Below are 17,237 nucleotides of genomic sequence, written 5' to 3'. Positions count from 1 at the left end.
GAGGCGCAAGCCCAAACCAAATGGTGGCAACACCCAAACTTGCCAGTCCGGTATCAATCTTCGCCTCCCCGAGAAAACGCAATGAACCATCTTTTCCGGGGCGACCAAGGAACGCCACGTCGCAAGACGGGTCCACGCAAGGCGCAGCCAGTTGTCTGCGACCCGCAGCCGGCAAGCGGCGAAGGCCCTGGAACCCGCTTTTCCACACAGTTGCCGCGTGGTTTTGCCGCAGGTCGGGTGCTATGATCGCTGGCTCGCAGGCATGGAGCGGAAGGCTTCAGTCTGCCAGTTCGGCCGACCGTGAACGGCCAGAGATGCGCAAAGAATGTAGCGAGCGAAGGGAACGACAACGGTAACGGGCAGGACGCGCACGCATTGCACCCTGCTCGCCGGCGTCGCCGGAATCACCGCGGATCGCCTTCCCAGCTGGCCGCATCAATCCTCGACACCTGAGTAGGAGATACATCATGGCTTTCGAATTGCCGCCGCTGCCTTACGAAAAGAATGCTCTCGAGCCGTACATGTCCGCCGAGACGCTCGACTACCACCACGACAAGCACCACGCCGCCTACGTGACCAACCTGAACAACCTGATCCCGGGCACCGAGTTCGAAGGCAAGGACCTGGAAAGCATCATCAAGACGTCCTCCGGCGGCATCTTCAACAACGCGGCCCAGGTCTGGAACCACACCTTCTTCTGGAACTGCCTGGCGCCGAACGCCGGCGGCCAGCCGAGCGGTGCCCTGGCTGACGCCATCAATGCCAGCTTCGGTTCCTTCGACAAGTTCAAGGAAGAGTTCACCAAGACCGCCATCGGCACCTTCGGCTCCGGCTGGGCCTGGCTGGTGAAGAAGTCCGACGGCAGCCTCGGCCTGGCCAGCACCATCGGCGCCGGCAACCCGATCACCGTGGGCGACAAGCCGCTGCTGACCTGCGACGTCTGGGAACATGCCTACTACATCGACTACCGCAACGCTCGTCCGAAGTACATCGAAGCGTTCTGGAACCTGGTCAACTGGGACTTCGTCGCGAACAACTTCGCAGGCTGAACCCCCAGGTAGCACCGAAGAATGCCCGCACGTCGCTGCGGGCATTTTTCGTTTAAGGCCTGGGCGTTGCCTGCCGCTATATATCCGCAGGCGTCTGCGAAAAAACCAGGCGCCCATGCCGCCTCCCGTATGCAATGAGCCCCGTGCATTGGCGCTTCCACGGCACCAGTGAAAAAAATATCAATGCTGTCCATTTACGGTGAATCAGCGTCTTTGACGATTGCCTCATGACTATCAATACTTGCGCAACTGAGCACGGGCATGGAAAAAGGACCTCCTCTTGTTGAAGCTGGAATTGCGCAATAGCCTGTCGCGAAAGCTCCTGCGTGTTGTCCTGCTGTCCGCACTGGCGGTAGGGTTGGTGCTCAGTTGCGCACAGATCATCTTCGGCGCCTACAAGACCCGCCACCTGATCGAAGCGGACGCCCAGCGCATCCTGCGCATGACGCGCGATCCGTCGACACAGGCGATCTACAGCCTCGATCGCGAGATGGGCGCCCAGGTGATGGAGGGCCTGTTCCAGCACGAATCGATCCGCATGGCCTCCATCGGCCATCCCGACGACGGCATGCTGGCGCTGAAGATCCGCCCGCCGCTCAGGCTGCCGACGCGCTGGCTGACCGACCCGATCCTCGGCCGCGACCAGCAGTTCTCCATCTCGCTGGTCGGCAAGCCGCCCTACAACGAATACTACGGCGACCTGCGCATCACCCTGGACACCGCCCAGTACGGGCAGGAGTTCATCAACGACTCGATCCTGATCTTCATCCTCGGCATCTTGCGCGCCCTGACCCTGGGCCTGGTGCTCTACCTCATCTACCAGTGGCTGCTGACCCGCCCGCTGACCAAGCTCATCGAGCATCTGGCACAGATCAACCCCGACCGCCCCGGCGAGCACAAGCTGCCGATGATCAAGGGCCACGAGCGCAACGAGCTGGGCCTGTGGGTGGAAACCGCCAACGGCCTGCTCGCCTCCATCGAGCACAACATGCACCTGCGCCAGGAGGCCGAAAGCAGCCTGCACCGCATGACGCAGTACGACTCGCTGACCGGCCTGCCCAACCGCCGGCAGCTGCAGCAGCAGCTCGACCACATCCTCGACGAGGCCCGCCGCCTGCAGCGGCGCGTCGCGGTGCTCTGTCTGGGCCTGGACGACTTCAAGGGCGTCAACGAACAGTACAGCTACCAAGCCGGGGATTCCCTGCTGCAGGCCCAGGCCAATCGCCTGCGCGACCTGGGCAACAGGCTGGGGGCACTGGCGCGCCTGGGTGGCGACCAGTTCGTGCTGGTGCTCAGCGGCATCGAGCAACCCTACGAGGCGGCCGAGCTGGCGCAGAGCCTGCTCGACGACCTGGAAACCCCCATCGAGCTCGACGGGCAGCACATCCGCCTGCGCGGCACCATTGGCATCACCCTGTATCCGGAAGATGGCGACAGCACCGAGAAGCTTTTGCAGAAAGCCGAACAGACCATGACCCTGGCCAAGAACCGGTCGCGCAATCGCTACCAGTTCTACGTCGCCAGCATCGACAGCGAGATGCGCGCCCGCCGGGAACTGGAGAAGGACCTGAGCGAAGCGCTCAAGCACAACGAATTCCACCTGGTCTACCAGCCGCAGGTGGACTACCGGCAGAACCGCATCACCGGCGTCGAGGCCCTGCTGCGCTGGAAGCACCCGCAGGGCCGGCTGATTCCGCCAGACCTGTTCATCCCGCTGGCCGAGCAGAACGGCAGCATCATCGAGATCGGCAAATGGGTGCTCGACCAGGCCTGCAGCCAGCTGCGCGAATGGCACGCCCAGGCTTCGCCGGCCTGCGCATGGCGGTGAACCTGTCCACCGTGCAACTGCGCCACCCGCGGCTGCCGGAAATGATCGGCGAACTGCTGCGCGATCATCAGCTGCCTGCCGAGACCCTCGAGCTGGAAGTCACCGAAACCGGGTTGATGGAAGACATCGACGCGGCCGCGCACAACCTGCACAGCCTGCGCCGCTCCGGCGCGCTGATCGCCATCGACGACTTCGGCACCGGCTACTCCTCGCTCAGCTACCTGAAGAGCCTGCCGCTGGACAAGATCAAGATCGACAAGAGCTTCGTCCAGGACATCGGTCAGGACGAAGGCGCGACCATCGTGCGGGCCATCATCCAGCTGGGCAAGAGCCTCGGCATGACGGTCATCGCCGAAGGTGTGGAAACGCCGGAGCAGGAAGCCTACCTGATCGCCGAAGGCTGCCAGGAAGGCCAGGGCTACTACTACAGCAAGCCGCTGCCCGCCCACGAGCTCGGCCTGCTGCTGCGCCAGTCGCAGCGCTTCGATCGCGCGGTCAATTCCGAGCTGCGCTAAGGGCTGGGCGCTCGCGTGCCGGCTACGGCTTCTTTCCCCGCGCGTACTCCAATTCGGGCGCCTGTCTGCTGCATGACAGCACTGACTGGTAGGAGCCCGCTCCGCAACGCCGATCATCGTCGGCAAGGCCCCGGCGCCCCCGGGCTCCTGCGGATAGGTGTGCACAGGCTGCTTTCCAGGCACAGGAGCCTTCCAGATAGCGGGGCCTGGCGAACCGGGAAAAAACCAGGCCGCCAGGCGTTACCAGGCGGTCACGCCCAGCTGCATCGCCAGCCACACCGCGCCCGCCAGGCACAGCGCCGCGCCAGCGGCGGCCTGCCAGCAGTAACGCCGGGTGAGCACCTCCTCGCCATGGCTGGAGAGCACGAAAGGCAGCGCCTCGCGCGGGCGGCCCAGTTGGTGCAGGGAAGGCGTGGCGCTGCTCTGCCGGTGCCGGTCCTCGGCTTCCAGGCGCGCGGCCAGGTGCACGCGGTTCCATTCCTGTTCGTCGAGCCGGCCATCGGCATTGCTGTCGAAACGCTGCAACAGCCCGGCGAAATCGCCCTTCCACTGGCGAATCACTTCGCCCTTGGCCGCCTGCAGATCGAGCCCCTGGCGCCCGCCACCACTGCTGCGGAAGTCACCGATGGCATAGAGCGGCTCGCCGGCGTGCAGGCGCTCCTCGGTGTAGCGATACGTCCTGCCACCGCTGAACAGGCGCACCCAGCCTTGCGGCGCCAGGCCGCGCGGGTGCCGCAGGCTGCCGGTCCAGACCTTGCGAAAGGCCGGGTGCACCTCGGCGCCGCGTGGGTCGATCAGGCATTCGCCGGTGGCGTCGGCCAGGCACAGCCACGCATCGCTGGTGCCCCGCTCGAGCACGCTCCAGCTGCTGCGCTTGCCGTTGGCGCGGTACTCCTCGATGCAGTAGCGCCACCACAGGCAGCGTTCTCCGCTCAGCGGCGCCAGCGGCTGCACGGCCGGCAGCTCGCGCAGCACGCCGAGCAGTTCGACGTAGCCCTGCGCCGCCGAACGAATCCGCGAGGTCGGTGTGTCCAGCAGGTGCCGCGCACGTGCCCAGCGCCACACGCAGAACCCACCACCGCCGAGGCACAGCGCCGACGCGAGGGCGAGCCCGAAGAGCTGAGCGAGATCCATCGTCAGCCGAACAGCGACCTGAGGTCGACGTCGGCCTTCTCGGCCTCGCTGAACTGCAGCAGCGCCGCCTCCTTGAAAGCGAACAGCCGGGCCAGCACGGCATCAGGAAACTGCTCGATGCGCACGTTGTTCAGGTTGACCGCCTCGTTGTACAGCTCGCGCCGGTCGGCGATGCCGCTTTCCAGCCCGCTGATGCGCTGCTGTAGGTGGCGGAAGCTTTCGTTGGCCTTGAGTTCGGGGTAGTTCTCCGCCAGGGCGAACAACCGGCCGAGACCGGCGCGCAGCCCGCTCTCGGCCTGGCCGAGGGCACCGACGTCGCCCTGCTCGCGGGCGCTGGAGACCGCATTGCGGGCGCTGATCACCTGCTCCAGGGTGGCGCGCTCGTGCTGCATGTACTGCTTGCAGGTCTCGACCAGCTTGGGCAACTCCTCGTGACGCTGGCGCAGCAGCACGTCGATGTTCGCCCAGGCCTTGCCGACGCCGTGCTTCAACCGTACCAGGCCGTTATAGAGGATCACCGCATAGGCGGCGACGAGAAACAGCACCACCAGCACAACCACAGCGCTCAGGCTCATCAGGCTTCTCCATGAAGACCGTCGTTCGGAATGCCCGCATTCTAGCGGCAGCGGCGAATGCGCAGAGAGAGGCGGCGCACGCATTCGCTTTGCACAAAATGAAAATCTTTCGCATTATTATCCGGTTCCACGAGCAGCCCTCCGGCCGCGCATCCGTTTACTCTCGCACGCAAAGGAATCCACACATGCTACGCACTCCCTTCTGGCACCCGCCAGCCTCCTGGCCGTGGCCATCTCCCTCGCCGGTTGTGGTGAAGACAAAGCGCCCGTGAACCAGGCAGCCGCTCCGCAGGCCACCACCCAGAGCCAGCCCGCCGAGGAAGCCAAAGCCCAGGAGCAGGCGCCGGACGAGAGTGCCGCCAAGGCCGTCGTCAGCCACTATGCCGACCTGGCCCTGGCCGTGTTCAGCGATGCCCACGCCACTGCCGTCGAACTGCAGCAGGCCGTGGACGCCCTGCTCGCCACCCCCAGCGAGCAAACCCTGCAAGCCGCCAAACAGGCCTGGCTGGCCGCCCGCGTGCCCTACATGCAGAGCGAGGTGTTCCGCTTCGGCAATGCCGTGGTCGACGATTGGGAGGGCCAGCTCAACGCCTGGCCACTGGACGAGGGCCTGATCGACTACGTCGAGGGCGACTACCAGCACGCCCTGGGCAACCCCGGCGCCACCGCCAACATCATCGCCAACACCGAACTGCAGATCGGCGAGGACAAGATCGACGTCAGCCAGATCAGCGGCGAGCTGCTGGCCAGCCTCAACGAACTGGCCGGCTCCGAAGCGAACGTCGCCACCGGCTATCACGCCATCGAATTCCTGCTCTGGGGCCAGGACCTCAACGGCACCAACCGGGTGCCGGCCAGCGTCCGCATACCGACTACCTCGAAGGCGACGATTGCACCGGCGGCAACTGCGATCGCCGTCGCGCCTACCTGAAGGCAGCCACCGACCTGCTGGTCAGCGACCTGCAGGAGATGGTCGGCCAGTGGCAGGCCGGCGCCGACAACTACCGCGCCAGCCTGGAAGCCGAATCGGCGGAAAACGGCCTGCGCAAGATGCTCTTCGGCATGGGCAGCCTGTCGCTCGGCGAGCTGGCCGGCGAACGCATGAAGGTCGCGCTGGAGGCCAACTCCACCGAGGACGAGCACGACTGCTTCAGCGACAACACCCACAACTCGCACTTCTACAACGCCAAGGGCATCCGCAACATCTACCTGGGCGAATACCAGCGCGTCGACGGCAGCACCCTCAGCGGCGCGAGCCTGGCAGCGCTGGTGCAGGCCGTGAACCCCGAGCTCGACAGCACGCTCAAGACCGACCTGGAAACCACCGAGGCCAAGCTGCAGGTGCTCGTGGAAAGCGCCAACAACGGCGAAGCTTCGACCAACTGATCGCCGCCGACAACGGCGCAGGCCAGGAAAAGGTGCGCAACGCCATCGCTGCACTGGTCAAGCAGACCGCCTCCATCGAGCAGGCGGCCGCCGCGCTCGGCATCAGCGACCTCAACCCGGACACCGCCGACCACGAGTTCTGATCGTTCGCCACACGGGTGCGGCGCCCTGCCGTGCCCGTGCGGTCTTGCCGTCGCCGCCGCGGGCTTTCCCCTGAAGCGCAAATGCAAATCCCTCTTATTCGAATTCGATTAGCCTGCTAAGATTGCGGCGTTTTTTCTTGCCGCAGGTACGCTCCGATGCTCCCGTTGTTCCGCCGTCTGCTGCCGTTGCTGGCCCTGGCTCTCGCCGCCTGTGGCGACGAAGCGCCCCGCTTCGAGCAGGCCGAACCCGGCGAAGCGCTCTCGGCCGGCAGCGCCACGGTGATGAAGTTCGACCAGAACGCCTTTTCCCTGCCCTCGGCGAATCTCGCGCCGATGCGCCGCCTGGACTTCAGCGTCGGCAACAGCTTCTTCCGCAACCCCTGGGTGATCGCGCCGTCCTCCACCACCGCGCGCGACGGCCTCGGCCCGCTGCTCAACACCAACGCCTGCCAGAACTGCCACATCAAGGACGGTCGCGGCCATCCGCCCGGGCCCGAAGCCGCCAGCGCCGTGTCCATGCTGGTGCGCCTGTCGATCCCCGCCGGCCCGGAGCATGCCGAGGTGGTCCGGCAGCGCGGCATCGCCCCGGAGCCCAGTTATGGCGGGCAACTGCAGGACATGGCGATTCCCGGCGTCGCGCCGGAAGGCAAGGTTCGCCTCGACTACAGCATCGAAACGGTACGCTTCGCCGACGGCACCCAGGTGGAACTGCGCAAGCCGCAGGTGCAGCTGAGCGAGCTGGCCTATGGCGAGCTGCACCCGGATACCCGGATGTCGCTGCGCATCGCCCCGCCGATGATCGGCCTGGGCCTGCTCGAAGCCATCCCCGAACAGGCGCTGCTGGCCAATGCCGACCCCGACGACCGCGATGGCGACGGCATTTCCGGGCGGCCCAACCGGGTGTTCGACCAGCTCAGCCGCGAAACGGTGATCGGCCGTTTCGGCTGGAAGGCCGGCCAACCGAGCCTGAATCAGCAGAACGCCGATGCCTTCTTCAACGACATGGGCCTGTCCACCCGCCTGTTCAGCGGCAGCAGCTGCACCGAGCGGCAGGTCGAATGCCGGGCGATGCCCGACGGCGGCGAACCGGAAGTCAGCGACGCCATCCTCGCCCAGGTGCTGTTCTATACCCGCAACCTCGGCGTGCCGGCACGGCGCAACGTCGACGATCCACAGGTGCTCGCCGGCAAGACGCTGTTCCACCGTGCCGGCTGCCAGAGCTGCCATATCCCGCAGTTCACCACCGCCGCGGATGCCGCCGAGCCGGAGCTGGCCAACCAGCCGATCCGCCCCTATACCGACCTGCTGCTGCACGACATGGGCGAAGGCCTGGCGGACCACCGCCCGGAATTCGAAGCCAGCGGCCGCGAGTGGCGCACCCCGCCGCTATGGGGCATCGGCCTGACCCAGACCGTCAGCGGCCACAGCCAGTTTCTCCACGACGGCCGTGCGCGCAACCTGCTCGAAGCCATTCTCTGGCATGGTGGCGAAGCCGAAGCCGCACGGCAGAAGGTGCTCGGCTTCGACCGCGAACAACGCGAGGCGCTGCTGAGTTTCCTCGAGTCGCTCTGAACGCACCATCCATACATGAGCCCCGCCACCGGACGGGAGCAACGAACACAGCCTTGCTGACGAGGATGCCATGACCCACACCCGCTCCATCCGCATCGCCACCGGCAGCATGCTGGCCGGCCTGCTGCTCAGCGCCTGCACCCCGGCCGATCCACAGGCAGAAGCCAGCAAGGCCCTGGCCGACGGCGTGCTGCTGCCGGCCTACATCCAGTGGGCGGAAACCGACCGTCGCCTGGCCGCCAGCGCCATCGCCTTCTGCGCCGGGAACCAGCCGCTGGAGCAGGCACGCGAAGCCTTCCTCCAGGCCCAGACTGCCTGGGCCGGAATGCAGCCGCTGCTGATCGGTCCCATGGGCGAAGGCAACCGTGCCTGGCAGGTGCAGTTCTGGCCGGACAAGAAGAACCTGGTGGCACGCCAGGTCACCACCCTGCTCGACAACAAACCCGGGCTCACCCAGGCTGATCTGGAGAAGGCCAGTGTCGTGGTGCAGGGGCTCAGTGCCTACGAGTACGTCGTCTTCGACAAGAGCATCGACCTGGCCGACAGCGCCAGCAAGGCCCGCTACTGCCCCCTGCTGGTGGCCATCGGCGAACACCAGCAGCGCCTCTCGGCCGACGTCCTGCAGCAGTGGGAAGCCAAGGGCGGCATGGCCGACCAGTTGCGCAGCTTCCCCAACGAACGCTATGCCGAGCCCAGCGAGGCGGTCGCCGAACTGCTGCGGGTGCAGGTCACCGCCCTCGATGGCCTGAAGAAGAAGCTCGGCGCGCCGCTGGGGCGCCAGGCCAAGGGCCATCCACAGCCGTACCAGGCCGAGGCCTGGCGCAGCGATGCAACCCTGGCGAGCATCGCCGCGGTGCTCGCCGGCGCCGAGCGCGTCTGGTCCGGAGCCGATCGGGATGGCCTGCGCCAATTGCTCGGCACTGAACAGGCCGAGCTGGCCCGGCGCATCGACCAGGGCTATGCCGAGCTGCGCCAGCGGCTGCAGCAGCTGGACCAGCCCTTCGCCGAACTGCTCGCCGACGAATCCGGGCGGACCCGCCTCAACGAGCTGTACATACAGTTGGACCAGCTGCATCGCCTGCACCAGCAGGAACTGGCGCGCGCCCTGGGCGTGCAGATCGGCTTCAACGCCCACGACGGAGACTGAAGCATGAAGCGGCGTACCCTCCTGGGCCTGGGCGGTGCCGCGCTGGCCGCCGGCGCCATCGGCGGCTGGACGCTGACGCGCCATGGCGGGCAGCCGGTCCTGCTCTCGGCCCGCGACGATGCCGACGGCCATCACTACGCAGTCGGCTATCGGCTCGACGGCAGCCAGGCCTTCGCCACGCCGGTGGCCGAACGCTGCCATGACGTCTACCCGCACCCGCATCTGCCGCTGGCAGTGTTCGTCGGCCGCCGGCCGAGCCGCGAGAGCTACCTGATCGACTCGCGCGACGGTCGCCTGCTGCAGGTACTCGCCTCGCCGGCCGACCGCCACTTCTATGGCCACGGCGTGTTCCACGAGGATGGCGAGTGGTTCTACAGCACCGAGAACGACACCCGCGACGCCGGCCGTGGCGTGCTCGGCGTCTACCGCCTCGAAGGGCGCCAGCTGCGGCGCGTCGGTGAGCACTCGACCCACGGTATCGGCCCGCACCAGCTGCTGTGGATGCCGGACGGCGAGACCCTGGTGGTCGCCAATGGCGGCATCCGCACCGAGGCCGACAGCCGCGAGATGATGAACCTCGACGCCATGGAGCCGAGCCTGGTGCTGCTGCGCCGCGACGGCAGCCTGGTCAGCAAGGAACAGCTGCCCGAACGGATGAGCAGCGTGCGCCACCTCGCCGTGGCCGCCGACGGCACCGTGGTCTCCGGCCAGCAGTACGAGGGCGACCCGATGGACCGCGTGCCGCTGCTGGCGATCAAGCGCCCGGGGCAGCCGTTCCAGCACTTCCCGCTGGGCGAGGCGCAGCGCCAGATCATGAACCAGTACACCGCCAGCCTGGCCATCCACGACACGCTGCGGCTGCTGGCGGTCACCGCGCCGCGCGGCAACAAGGTGCTGGTCTGGGAGCTGGACAGCACCCGGCTGCGCCAGGAAATCCACCTGCCCGACTGCGCCGGCGTCGCGGCGGTCGCCGAGGCTTCGTCGTCAGCTCCGGCCAGGGCCGTTGCCGCTTGCTCGACTGCCACGGCGCGCACATCGCCAGCACCCCGCTGAGCCTGCCCGCGGGGCTCTGGGACAACCATTTACGGGTGGTCTAGCACTCAAGAAAACCCCATCGCCGCCGAGAAAGGGGGAGCGTAGGCAGGGATGCCCAGCGACGTTCGCCATTCCCTCTACGACGAGAATCCTCTCCATGCTCCGGAAATCCCTGCGCGCGCAACTGCTCGCGCTGATCGGCGGCAGCCTGCTGTCGATGCTGCTCACCGCCCTGTTCTGCATCCATGTCCTCAGCCGCCATCTGGATGAATTCCAGGAATTGCTCGATGGCCCGATGGCCAAATCGCAGCTGATCGGCGAAGCCAACCTGGAGTTCAAGACCCAGGTGCAGGAATGGAAGAACGTGCTGCTGCGCGGCAAGCAGGCCGACGCCCGCGAGCGCTACTGGTCGCAGTTCGAAGCACAGGAGGCGAAGGTGCAGGCCACGCTCGCTACGCTGCTCGAACGGAGCGCCGACGACCCGCTACTGGCCCGCCAGGTCGAGGCCCTGCGCAACGAGCATCGCGCCCTCGGTAGCGCCTATCGCAAGGGCCTGGAGGCCTTCGTCGCCACCGGCAGCGACCCCGTGGCCGGCGACGCCGCGGTGACCGGTATCGACCGTGCCACCAGCGCGCAGATGAGCGAATTGCTCGCGCAACTGCAGCAGTCCGCCAGCGCCCGCGCCACCGACATCAGCGCGGATGCCGATGCCACCGCCCTGCTCGGCCCGCTGGCCATGCTGGCGGCCGGTGTGCTGGTGACGCTGCTCAGCCTGTGGCTGGTCAACCGCAACATCGTCAAGCCCATCGGCACACTGATCGAACACATCGCCCGCCTCAGCCAGGGCAAGTTCGCCGAGCGTGTGGATGCCAGCCGCGCCGACGAACTCGGGCGCCTGGCTGCGGCGGCGAACATCCTGCGCGATTTTCTCGCCGACACCTTCGCCCAGATGCAGCGCAGCACCTCGAACCTGGACAGTGCCAGTGGCGAGCTGAACGCCATCGCCACCTTGATGGCCGAGGGCACCCGCGACCAGTTTTCGCGCACCGACCAGGTCGCCACCGCCATGCACGAGATGTCCGCCACCGCCCAGGAAGTCTCGCGGCATGCCGCCGACGCGGCCCAGGCGGCCGATGCCGCCGACCGCTCGGCGCAGCAGGGCGAGGCGGTGATGCGCTCGACCATCGAGACCATCAGCCGCATGAGCGGCGAGATCACCACCACCGCCGAGGTGATCCGCCGCCTGGAAAGCGACAGCGAACGCATCGGCAAGGTGCTCGAGGTGATCCGCGGCATCGCCGACCAGACCAACCTGCTGGCGCTCAACGCGGCCATCGAAGCGGCGCGTGCCGGCGAGGCTGGACGGGGCTTCGCGGTGGTCGCCGACGAGGTGCGCACGCTGGCCCGGCGCACCGCCGAATCCACCGCGGAAATCCACCAGATCATCGATACCGTGCAGACTGGCGCCAGCGACGCGGTACGCGCCATCGAGAGCGGGCAGGCGCGCAGCGAACAGGGCCTCGGCCAGGTGACGGAGGCCGGACAGATGCTGCAACGGATCACCGAGGCGGTCGAGGCGATCCGCGACATGAACCGCCAGATCGCCACCGCGGCCGAAGAGCAGACCGCGGTGGCCGAGGACATCTCGCGCAACATCACCGAGATCACCTCGATCGCCACCCGCAACCAGGCGAACGTCGAGCGCACCGAGACCGCCAGCCGCAACCTGCACGGCCTGTCGGCCCAGCTCAGCGACGTGACGCAACGCCTGGCGGGCTGATCCCCCGCCCGAAAGGGGCGAACCGCGCCGCGGTCCGCCCCTTTACTTGCAGCCGATTCGAGGCTAAGTTTCCTCGCTCGCTCGGGCATCCGGCCGCCTTGCACAGGCCAAGATCGCCGCCGCCCCGGCCACGAGTGGACCACCCGAACGGCTGCCTCGATCACGGCAGTAGACAGCCGGCTCACGTCTCCAAGGAACATGGAAAATGTTGCGCCGCATGCTGTTCATGCTGGGCGCGGTGATCGTCGTCGTACTGATCCTCGCCGCGCTCAAGTTCAACTCGATCTACCAGCAGATCCAGCAATTCAGCGCCCCTGCGCCGGCGATCAGTGTCGAGGCGCAAACCGCGCGCCGGCTTGACTGGCAGAGCCGCCTGCCGGCCATCGGCACGCTCAAGGCGTCCCAGGGCATCGACCTCAGCGTCGAGGTCGCCGGCACCGTCAGCGAGGTACAATTCCGCTCGGGCGAACAGGTTGCCAAGGGCCAGCCCATCGTCCTGCTCGACAGCGAGGTCGAACAGGCCAGCCTGGCCGCCGCCGAGGCCGATCTCGCCCTGTCGCGCCTGGAGTTCCAGCGTGCCCGCAGCCTGCTCGAGCGCCAGGCGGTTTCGCGCAGCGAATTCGACCGGCTCAACGCCGAGTTGCAGAAGGCCGACGCCAGCGTCGCGCAATTGCGCGCCAGCCTGGCGAAGAAGCGCGTGCTGGCGCCCTTCGCCGGCACCATCGGCATCCGCCAGGTGGACGTCGGCGATTTCCTCGCCGCCGGCACGCCGATCGCCACCCTGCAGGACCTTTCCACCCTGTTCGTCGATTTCTACCTGGCCGAGCAGCACGTGCCGCTGCTGGCGCTCGGCCAACGCGTGCAGCTGCAGGTCGCCGCCTACCCCGGCGAGCGCTTCGAGGGGGTGATCAGCGCCTTGAACCCGAAGGTGGAAACCACCACGCGCAACGTGCAGGTGCGCGCCGAGCTGGCCAATCCCGATGGCCGCCTGCTGCCCGGCATGTTCGCCGACCTGCAGGTGCTGCTGCCGACCCGGACCGCGCAGGTGGTGGTGCCGGAAACCGCGATCACCTACACGCTGTACGGCAACTCGGTGCTGCTGGTCAGCGAAGGTACCCCGCCGGAAGGCGTGGCCAGCGACGAGCCCTATCTGGTGGTCGAACGGCGCTTCGTCAGCACCGGCGAGCGCCGCGACGGGCTGGTGCTGATCCTCGACGGGCTCGAGGGCGGTGAACGGGTGATCACCGCCGGCCAGCTCAAGCTGGACAACGGCACCCATATCAGCCTCGCCGACACGCGCACGCTCGAGCCGGAGCCCGATCAGCAGCCCACGACCGATTAGGGGCCCCAGCATGGCATTCACCGATCCCTTCATCCGTCGCCCGGTGCTGGCCAGCGTGATCAGCCTGCTGCTCGTGCTGCTCGGCCTGCAGGCCTTCAACAGCCTGACCATCCGCCAGTATCCGCAGATGGAAAGCGCGTTGATCACGGTCACCACCGCCTACCCCGGCGCCAACGCCGAGACCATCCAGGGCTACATCACCCAACCGCTGCAGCAGAGCCTGGCCAGCGCCGAGGGTGTGGACTACATGACCTCGGTCAGCCAGCAGAACGCCTCGGTGATTTCGGTCTTCGCGCGCATCGGCGCCGACACCGACCGCCTCTACACCGAGCTGCTGAGCCAGGCCAACTCGGTGAAGAACCAGCTGCCGCAGGATGCCGAAGACCCGGTGCTGAACAAGCAGGCCGCCGACTCCACCGCGCTGATGTACATCAGCTTCTACAGCGACCAGCTGTCCAACCCGCAGATCACCGACTACCTGTCGCGGGTGATCCAGCCCAAGCTGGCCACCCTGCCGGGCATGGCCGAGGCCGAGATCCTCGGCAACCAGGTGTTCGCCATGCGCCTGTGGCTCGATCCGGTGAAGCTGGCCGCCTATGGCATCTCCGCCGGCAACGTCAACGAAGCGGTGCGCAAGTACAACTTCCTCTCCGCCGCCGGCGAGGTGAAGGGCCAGTACGTGGTCACCAGCATCAACGCCGACACCGAGCTGAAGACCCCGGAAGCCTTCGCCGCCATTCCGCTCAAGACCCAGGGCGACAGCCGCGTGCTGCTGGGCGACGTGGCGCGTGTCGAGATGGGCGCCGAAAGCTACGATTCGATCAGCTCGTTCGACGGCATCCCCTCCGTCTACATCGGCATCAAGGGCACACCCAGCGCCAACCCGCTGGACGTGATCAAGGGCGTGCGCGCGATCATGCCGCAGATCGAGGCGCAGCTGCCGCCCGGGCTCAAGGCGACCATCGCCTACGACGCCACCGAGTTCATCCAGGCCTCGATCGACGAAGTGCTGAAAACACTCGCCGAGGCCGCGCTGATCGTCGTCGTCGTGGTGTTCCTCTTCCTCGGCTCGCTGCGCAGCGTGCTGATCCCGGTGGTGACCATCCCGCTGTCGATGATCGGCGTGCTGTTCTTCATGCAGGCCATGGGCTATTCGATCAACCTGCTGACCCTGCTGGCGATGGTGCTGGCGATCGGCCTGGTGGTAGACGACGCCATCGTCGTGGTGGAGAACATCCACCGGCATATCGAGCAGGGCAAGTCGCCGTTCCAGGCGGCCCTCGACGGCGCGCGGGAGATCGCCATGCCGGTGGTCTCGATGACCGTTACCCTGGCCGCGGTATACGCCCCGATCGGCTTCCTGCAGGGCCTGACCGGCGCGCTGTTCAAGGAGTTCGCCCTGACCCTGGCCGGCGCGGTGATGATCTCCGGCGTGGTGGCGCTGACCCTGTCGCCGATGATGTGCTCCAGGCTGCTGCGCCACGAGGAGAACCCCAGCGGCTTCGCCCATCGCCTGGACGAACTGTTCGAACGCCTCAAGCAGCGTTACCAGCGCGCCCTGCACGCCACCCTGAATACCCGGCCGGTGGTGCTGGTGTTCGCCGTGCTTGTCCTCGCACTGATTCCCGTGCTGCTCAAGTTCACCGAAAGCGAACTGGCGCCGGAAGAGGACCAGGGCATCGTGTTCATGATGGCCAACGCGCCGCAGACGGCCAACCTCGACTACCTGGGCGCCTATACCGACCAGTTCCTGGAAATCTTCCAGAGCTTCCCCGAGTACTATTCCTGGTTCCAGATCAACGGCTTCGACGGCGTGCAAAGCGGCATCGGCGGCTTCCTGCTCAAGCCCTGGGACGAACGCGAACGCTCGCAGATGGAAATCCTCCCCGAGGTCCAGGCCAGGCTCGACCGGCTGCCCGGCCTGCAGATCTTCGGCTTCAACCTGCCGTCGCTGCCGGGCACCGGCGAAGGCCTGCCGTTCCAGTTCGTGATCAACACCGCCAACGACTACGAGACGCTGCTGCAGGTGAGCGAGCGCATCCGCAAGCGCGCCGAGGAGTCCGGCAAGTTCGCCTTCCTCGACATCGACCTGGCCTTCGACAAGCCGGAGATCGTGGTCGAGATCGACCGCGAGAAGGCCGCGCAGATGGGCGTCTCCATGGAAGATCTCGGCCTGACCCTGAGTACCCTGCTCGGCGAGAGCGAGATCAACCGCTTCACCATCGAAGGGCGCAGCTACAAGGTGATCGCCCAGGTCGAGCGCGCCTACCGCGACAATCCCGGCTGGCTGAGCAACTACTACGTGCAGAACGAACGAGGCAGATGCTGCCGCTGTCGACGCTGATCCAGGTGCGCGACCGCGCGCGACCGACCCGGCTCAAGCAGTTCCAGCAGCTCAATGCCGCCACCATCCAGGGCTTCCCCATCGTCAGCATGGGCGAGGCCATCGAGACGCTGCAGGGCATCGCCCGCGAGGAAGCACCGCAGGGCTTCAGCTTCGACTACGCCGGCGCTTCCCGGCAGTACGTGCAGGAAGGCCGCGCGCTGTACCTGACCTTCGCCCTGGCGCTGGCGGTGATCTTCCTGGTGCTGGCCGCGCAGTTCGAGAGCTTCCGCGATCCGCTGGTGATCCTGGTGACGGTGCCGCTGTCGGTGTGTGGCGCGCTGGTGCCGTTGTTCCTCGGCCTGTCGAGCATGAACATCTATACCCAGGTGGGCCTGGTAACGCTGATCGGCCTGATCAGCAAGCACGGCATCATGATCGTCGAGTTCGCCAACCAGTTGCGGCAGGAACAGGGCCTGAGCCGGCGCGAAGCGGTGGAGCAAGCCGCGGCGATCCGCCTGCGGCCGGTACTGATGACCACCGCGGCGACGGTGTTCGGCATGGTGCCGCTGATCATCGCCAGCGGCGCCGGCGCCGTGAGCCGCTTCGACATCGGCCTGGTGATCGCCACCGGCATGTCGGTCGGCACGCTGTTCACCCTGTTCGTGCTACCGACGGTATACGATCTGCTGGCCCGACCGGACCGGCAACCGCTCGAAGCCGCAGCAGGTGCGACGACGCACTAGCAGGCCGTTGAAAAGCTCAGCCCGCGCCGCCCCCGCCCTGCGACAGGCCGTACAGGAACAACAGCAAGTCCCGGTCGGGACGCAACGCCGTGCCTCCGTTCCTGGCAGAGGGCGGCAGCGGGCAATAGCTGCGGCTTTCGCCGCTTTGCACCAGTGTCGCGCCAGGTTCGTGCCAGGCCGCAACGCAGAGCGTGGCCACACCAAGCGCGCCGACGAGAAACAATCCTCGAGCAATTTCCAGCTTCATGGCGTAAACCCTTGATAGACCGCTAGTTAACTGAACGTAGCTCAGCTGATTAATTCCGCCGCTGTTTTTGGACGAACGGTTGGTGCAGGCCTGAGGTCGGTTGGGGCGGGGCGCGCAGCCTGGGGGGCGTAGGTTGGGTTGAGGAGCGAAGCGACGAAGCCCAACACGTTCCTGCGATACCTGTTGGGCTGCGCTCAGTGCCAACCTGCCTGCCTGCGTGCGCAAGGTCGAACACCGGGCCGTTGCACGCGGACCCGGTCAGGCACTTCCAGCAAGCCTCCATGCCACGGGGAAAGAGCCATAAAAAGGTTCTTCGCATTTCATGGGGACAGGCTGCTTGACACCGGACTGGCAAGATTGGGTGTGCTGAATGAAAGTTTTGCTTTCAGGGGCGATTAACGAGCTGCTTGAGAGA

8 protein-coding genes and 4 pseudogenes are annotated in these 17,237 nt (G+C 66.6%); 9 read left to right on the top strand and 3 right to left on the bottom strand.

The features are described from left to right. Nucleotides 1–467 precede the first annotated feature (467 nt). Together BAY1663_RS19175 and BAY1663_RS19170 are read left to right on the top strand one after the other, a co-directional pair. Entirely contained in the window at nucleotides 468–1,049 is a 582-nt protein-coding gene (locus tag BAY1663_RS19175; protein ID WP_037043866.1) for a superoxide dismutase, read from the top strand. Nucleotides 1,050–1,332: 283 nt separating this feature from the next. Continuing rightward, nucleotides 1,333–3,392 (top strand): annotated as a pseudogene (locus BAY1663_RS19170) (putative bifunctional diguanylate cyclase/phosphodiesterase). A gap of 240 nt (nucleotides 3,393–3,632) precedes the next feature. On the opposite strand, the gene BAY1663_RS19165 reads toward BAY1663_RS19170, so the two are convergent. Together BAY1663_RS19165 and BAY1663_RS19160 are read right to left on the bottom strand one after the other, a co-directional pair. Further along, entirely contained in the window at nucleotides 3,633–4,526 is an 894-nt protein-coding gene (locus BAY1663_RS19165; RefSeq protein WP_037043864.1) for a GIDE domain-containing protein, read from the bottom strand. 2 nt (nucleotides 4,527–4,528) lie between these two features. Continuing rightward, on the bottom strand, nucleotides 4,529–5,101 hold the full coding sequence (locus BAY1663_RS19160) for a LemA family protein (RefSeq protein ID WP_037043862.1): 573 nt from the start codon (nucleotides 5,099–5,101) through the stop codon (nucleotides 4,529–4,531). A 202-nt stretch (nucleotides 5,102–5,303) separates the two neighbouring features. Here BAY1663_RS19160 and BAY1663_RS19155 point away from each other — a divergent pair. The 7 genes and pseudogenes from BAY1663_RS19155 to BAY1663_RS19125 all read left to right on the top strand — a co-directional run bounded on the left by BAY1663_RS19155 (nucleotide 5,304) and on the right by BAY1663_RS19125 (nucleotide 16,575). Further along, a pseudogene (locus tag BAY1663_RS19155) lies at nucleotides 5,304–6,630 on the top strand (imelysin family protein). Nucleotides 6,631–6,786: 156 nt separating this feature from the next. After that, nucleotides 6,787–8,202: a di-heme oxidoredictase family protein gene (locus BAY1663_RS19150; protein WP_037043860.1), complete on the top strand. Its 1,416-nt coding sequence runs from the start codon at nucleotides 6,787–6,789 to the stop codon at nucleotides 8,200–8,202. Between the two features lie 70 nt (nucleotides 8,203–8,272). Continuing rightward, on the top strand, nucleotides 8,273–9,349 hold the full coding sequence (locus BAY1663_RS19145; RefSeq protein WP_037043858.1) for an imelysin family protein: 1,077 nt from the start codon (nucleotides 8,273–8,275) through the stop codon (nucleotides 9,347–9,349). 3 nt (nucleotides 9,350–9,352) lie between these two features. Beyond that, nucleotides 9,353–10,446: pseudogene (locus BAY1663_RS19140) on the top strand (DUF1513 domain-containing protein). Nucleotides 10,447–10,541: 95 nt separating this feature from the next. Beyond that, a complete protein-coding gene (locus BAY1663_RS19135; protein ID WP_037043856.1) occupies nucleotides 10,542–12,164 on the top strand; it encodes a methyl-accepting chemotaxis protein in 1,623 nt (540 codons plus the stop codon). A 205-nt stretch (nucleotides 12,165–12,369) separates the two neighbouring features. Beyond that, complete coding sequence (locus tag BAY1663_RS19130; protein ID WP_037043854.1) at nucleotides 12,370–13,506, top strand: efflux RND transporter periplasmic adaptor subunit; 1,137 nt, start codon at nucleotides 12,370–12,372, stop codon at nucleotides 13,504–13,506. A 10-nt stretch (nucleotides 13,507–13,516) separates the two neighbouring features. Further along, nucleotides 13,517–16,575: pseudogene (locus BAY1663_RS19125) on the top strand (multidrug efflux RND transporter permease subunit). A 16-nt stretch (nucleotides 16,576–16,591) separates the two neighbouring features. On the opposite strand, the gene BAY1663_RS19120 reads toward BAY1663_RS19125, so the two are convergent. Further along, nucleotides 16,592–16,822: a hypothetical protein gene (locus tag BAY1663_RS19120; protein WP_037043853.1), complete on the bottom strand. Its 231-nt coding sequence runs from the start codon at nucleotides 16,820–16,822 to the stop codon at nucleotides 16,592–16,594. Between the last annotated feature and the right edge of the window lie 415 nt (nucleotides 16,823–17,237).

This window comes from Pseudomonas sp. BAY1663 (genome assembly GCF_000582595.1).
GTDB lineage: Bacteria > Pseudomonadota > Gammaproteobacteria > Pseudomonadales > Pseudomonadaceae > Stutzerimonas > Stutzerimonas stutzeri_AF.
The sequence above is the reverse complement of the archived record's forward strand: the minus strand, read 5'-3'. Positions and strand labels throughout refer to the sequence as shown.

Coding starts and splice junctions, on each gene's coding strand:
- BAY1663_RS19160 (WP_037043862.1), bottom strand. CDS start 5,101: ATGAGCCTGAGCGCTGTGGTTGTGCTGGTGGTGCTGTTTCTCGTCGCC.
- BAY1663_RS19130 (WP_037043854.1), top strand. CDS start 12,370: ATGTTGCGCCGCATGCTGTTCATGCTGGGCGCGGTGATCGTCGTCGTA.
- BAY1663_RS19145 (WP_037043858.1), top strand. CDS start 8,273: ATGACCCACACCCGCTCCATCCGCATCGCCACCGGCAGCATGCTGGCC.
- BAY1663_RS19175 (WP_037043866.1), top strand. CDS start 468: ATGGCTTTCGAATTGCCGCCGCTGCCTTACGAAAAGAATGCTCTCGAG.
- BAY1663_RS19120 (WP_037043853.1), bottom strand. CDS start 16,822: ATGAAGCTGGAAATTGCTCGAGGATTGTTTCTCGTCGGCGCGCTTGGT.
- BAY1663_RS19135 (WP_037043856.1), top strand. CDS start 10,542: ATGCTCCGGAAATCCCTGCGCGCGCAACTGCTCGCGCTGATCGGCGGC.
- BAY1663_RS19165 (WP_037043864.1), bottom strand. CDS start 4,526: ATGGATCTCGCTCAGCTCTTCGGGCTCGCCCTCGCGTCGGCGCTGTGC.
- BAY1663_RS19150 (WP_037043860.1), top strand. CDS start 6,787: ATGCTCCCGTTGTTCCGCCGTCTGCTGCCGTTGCTGGCCCTGGCTCTC.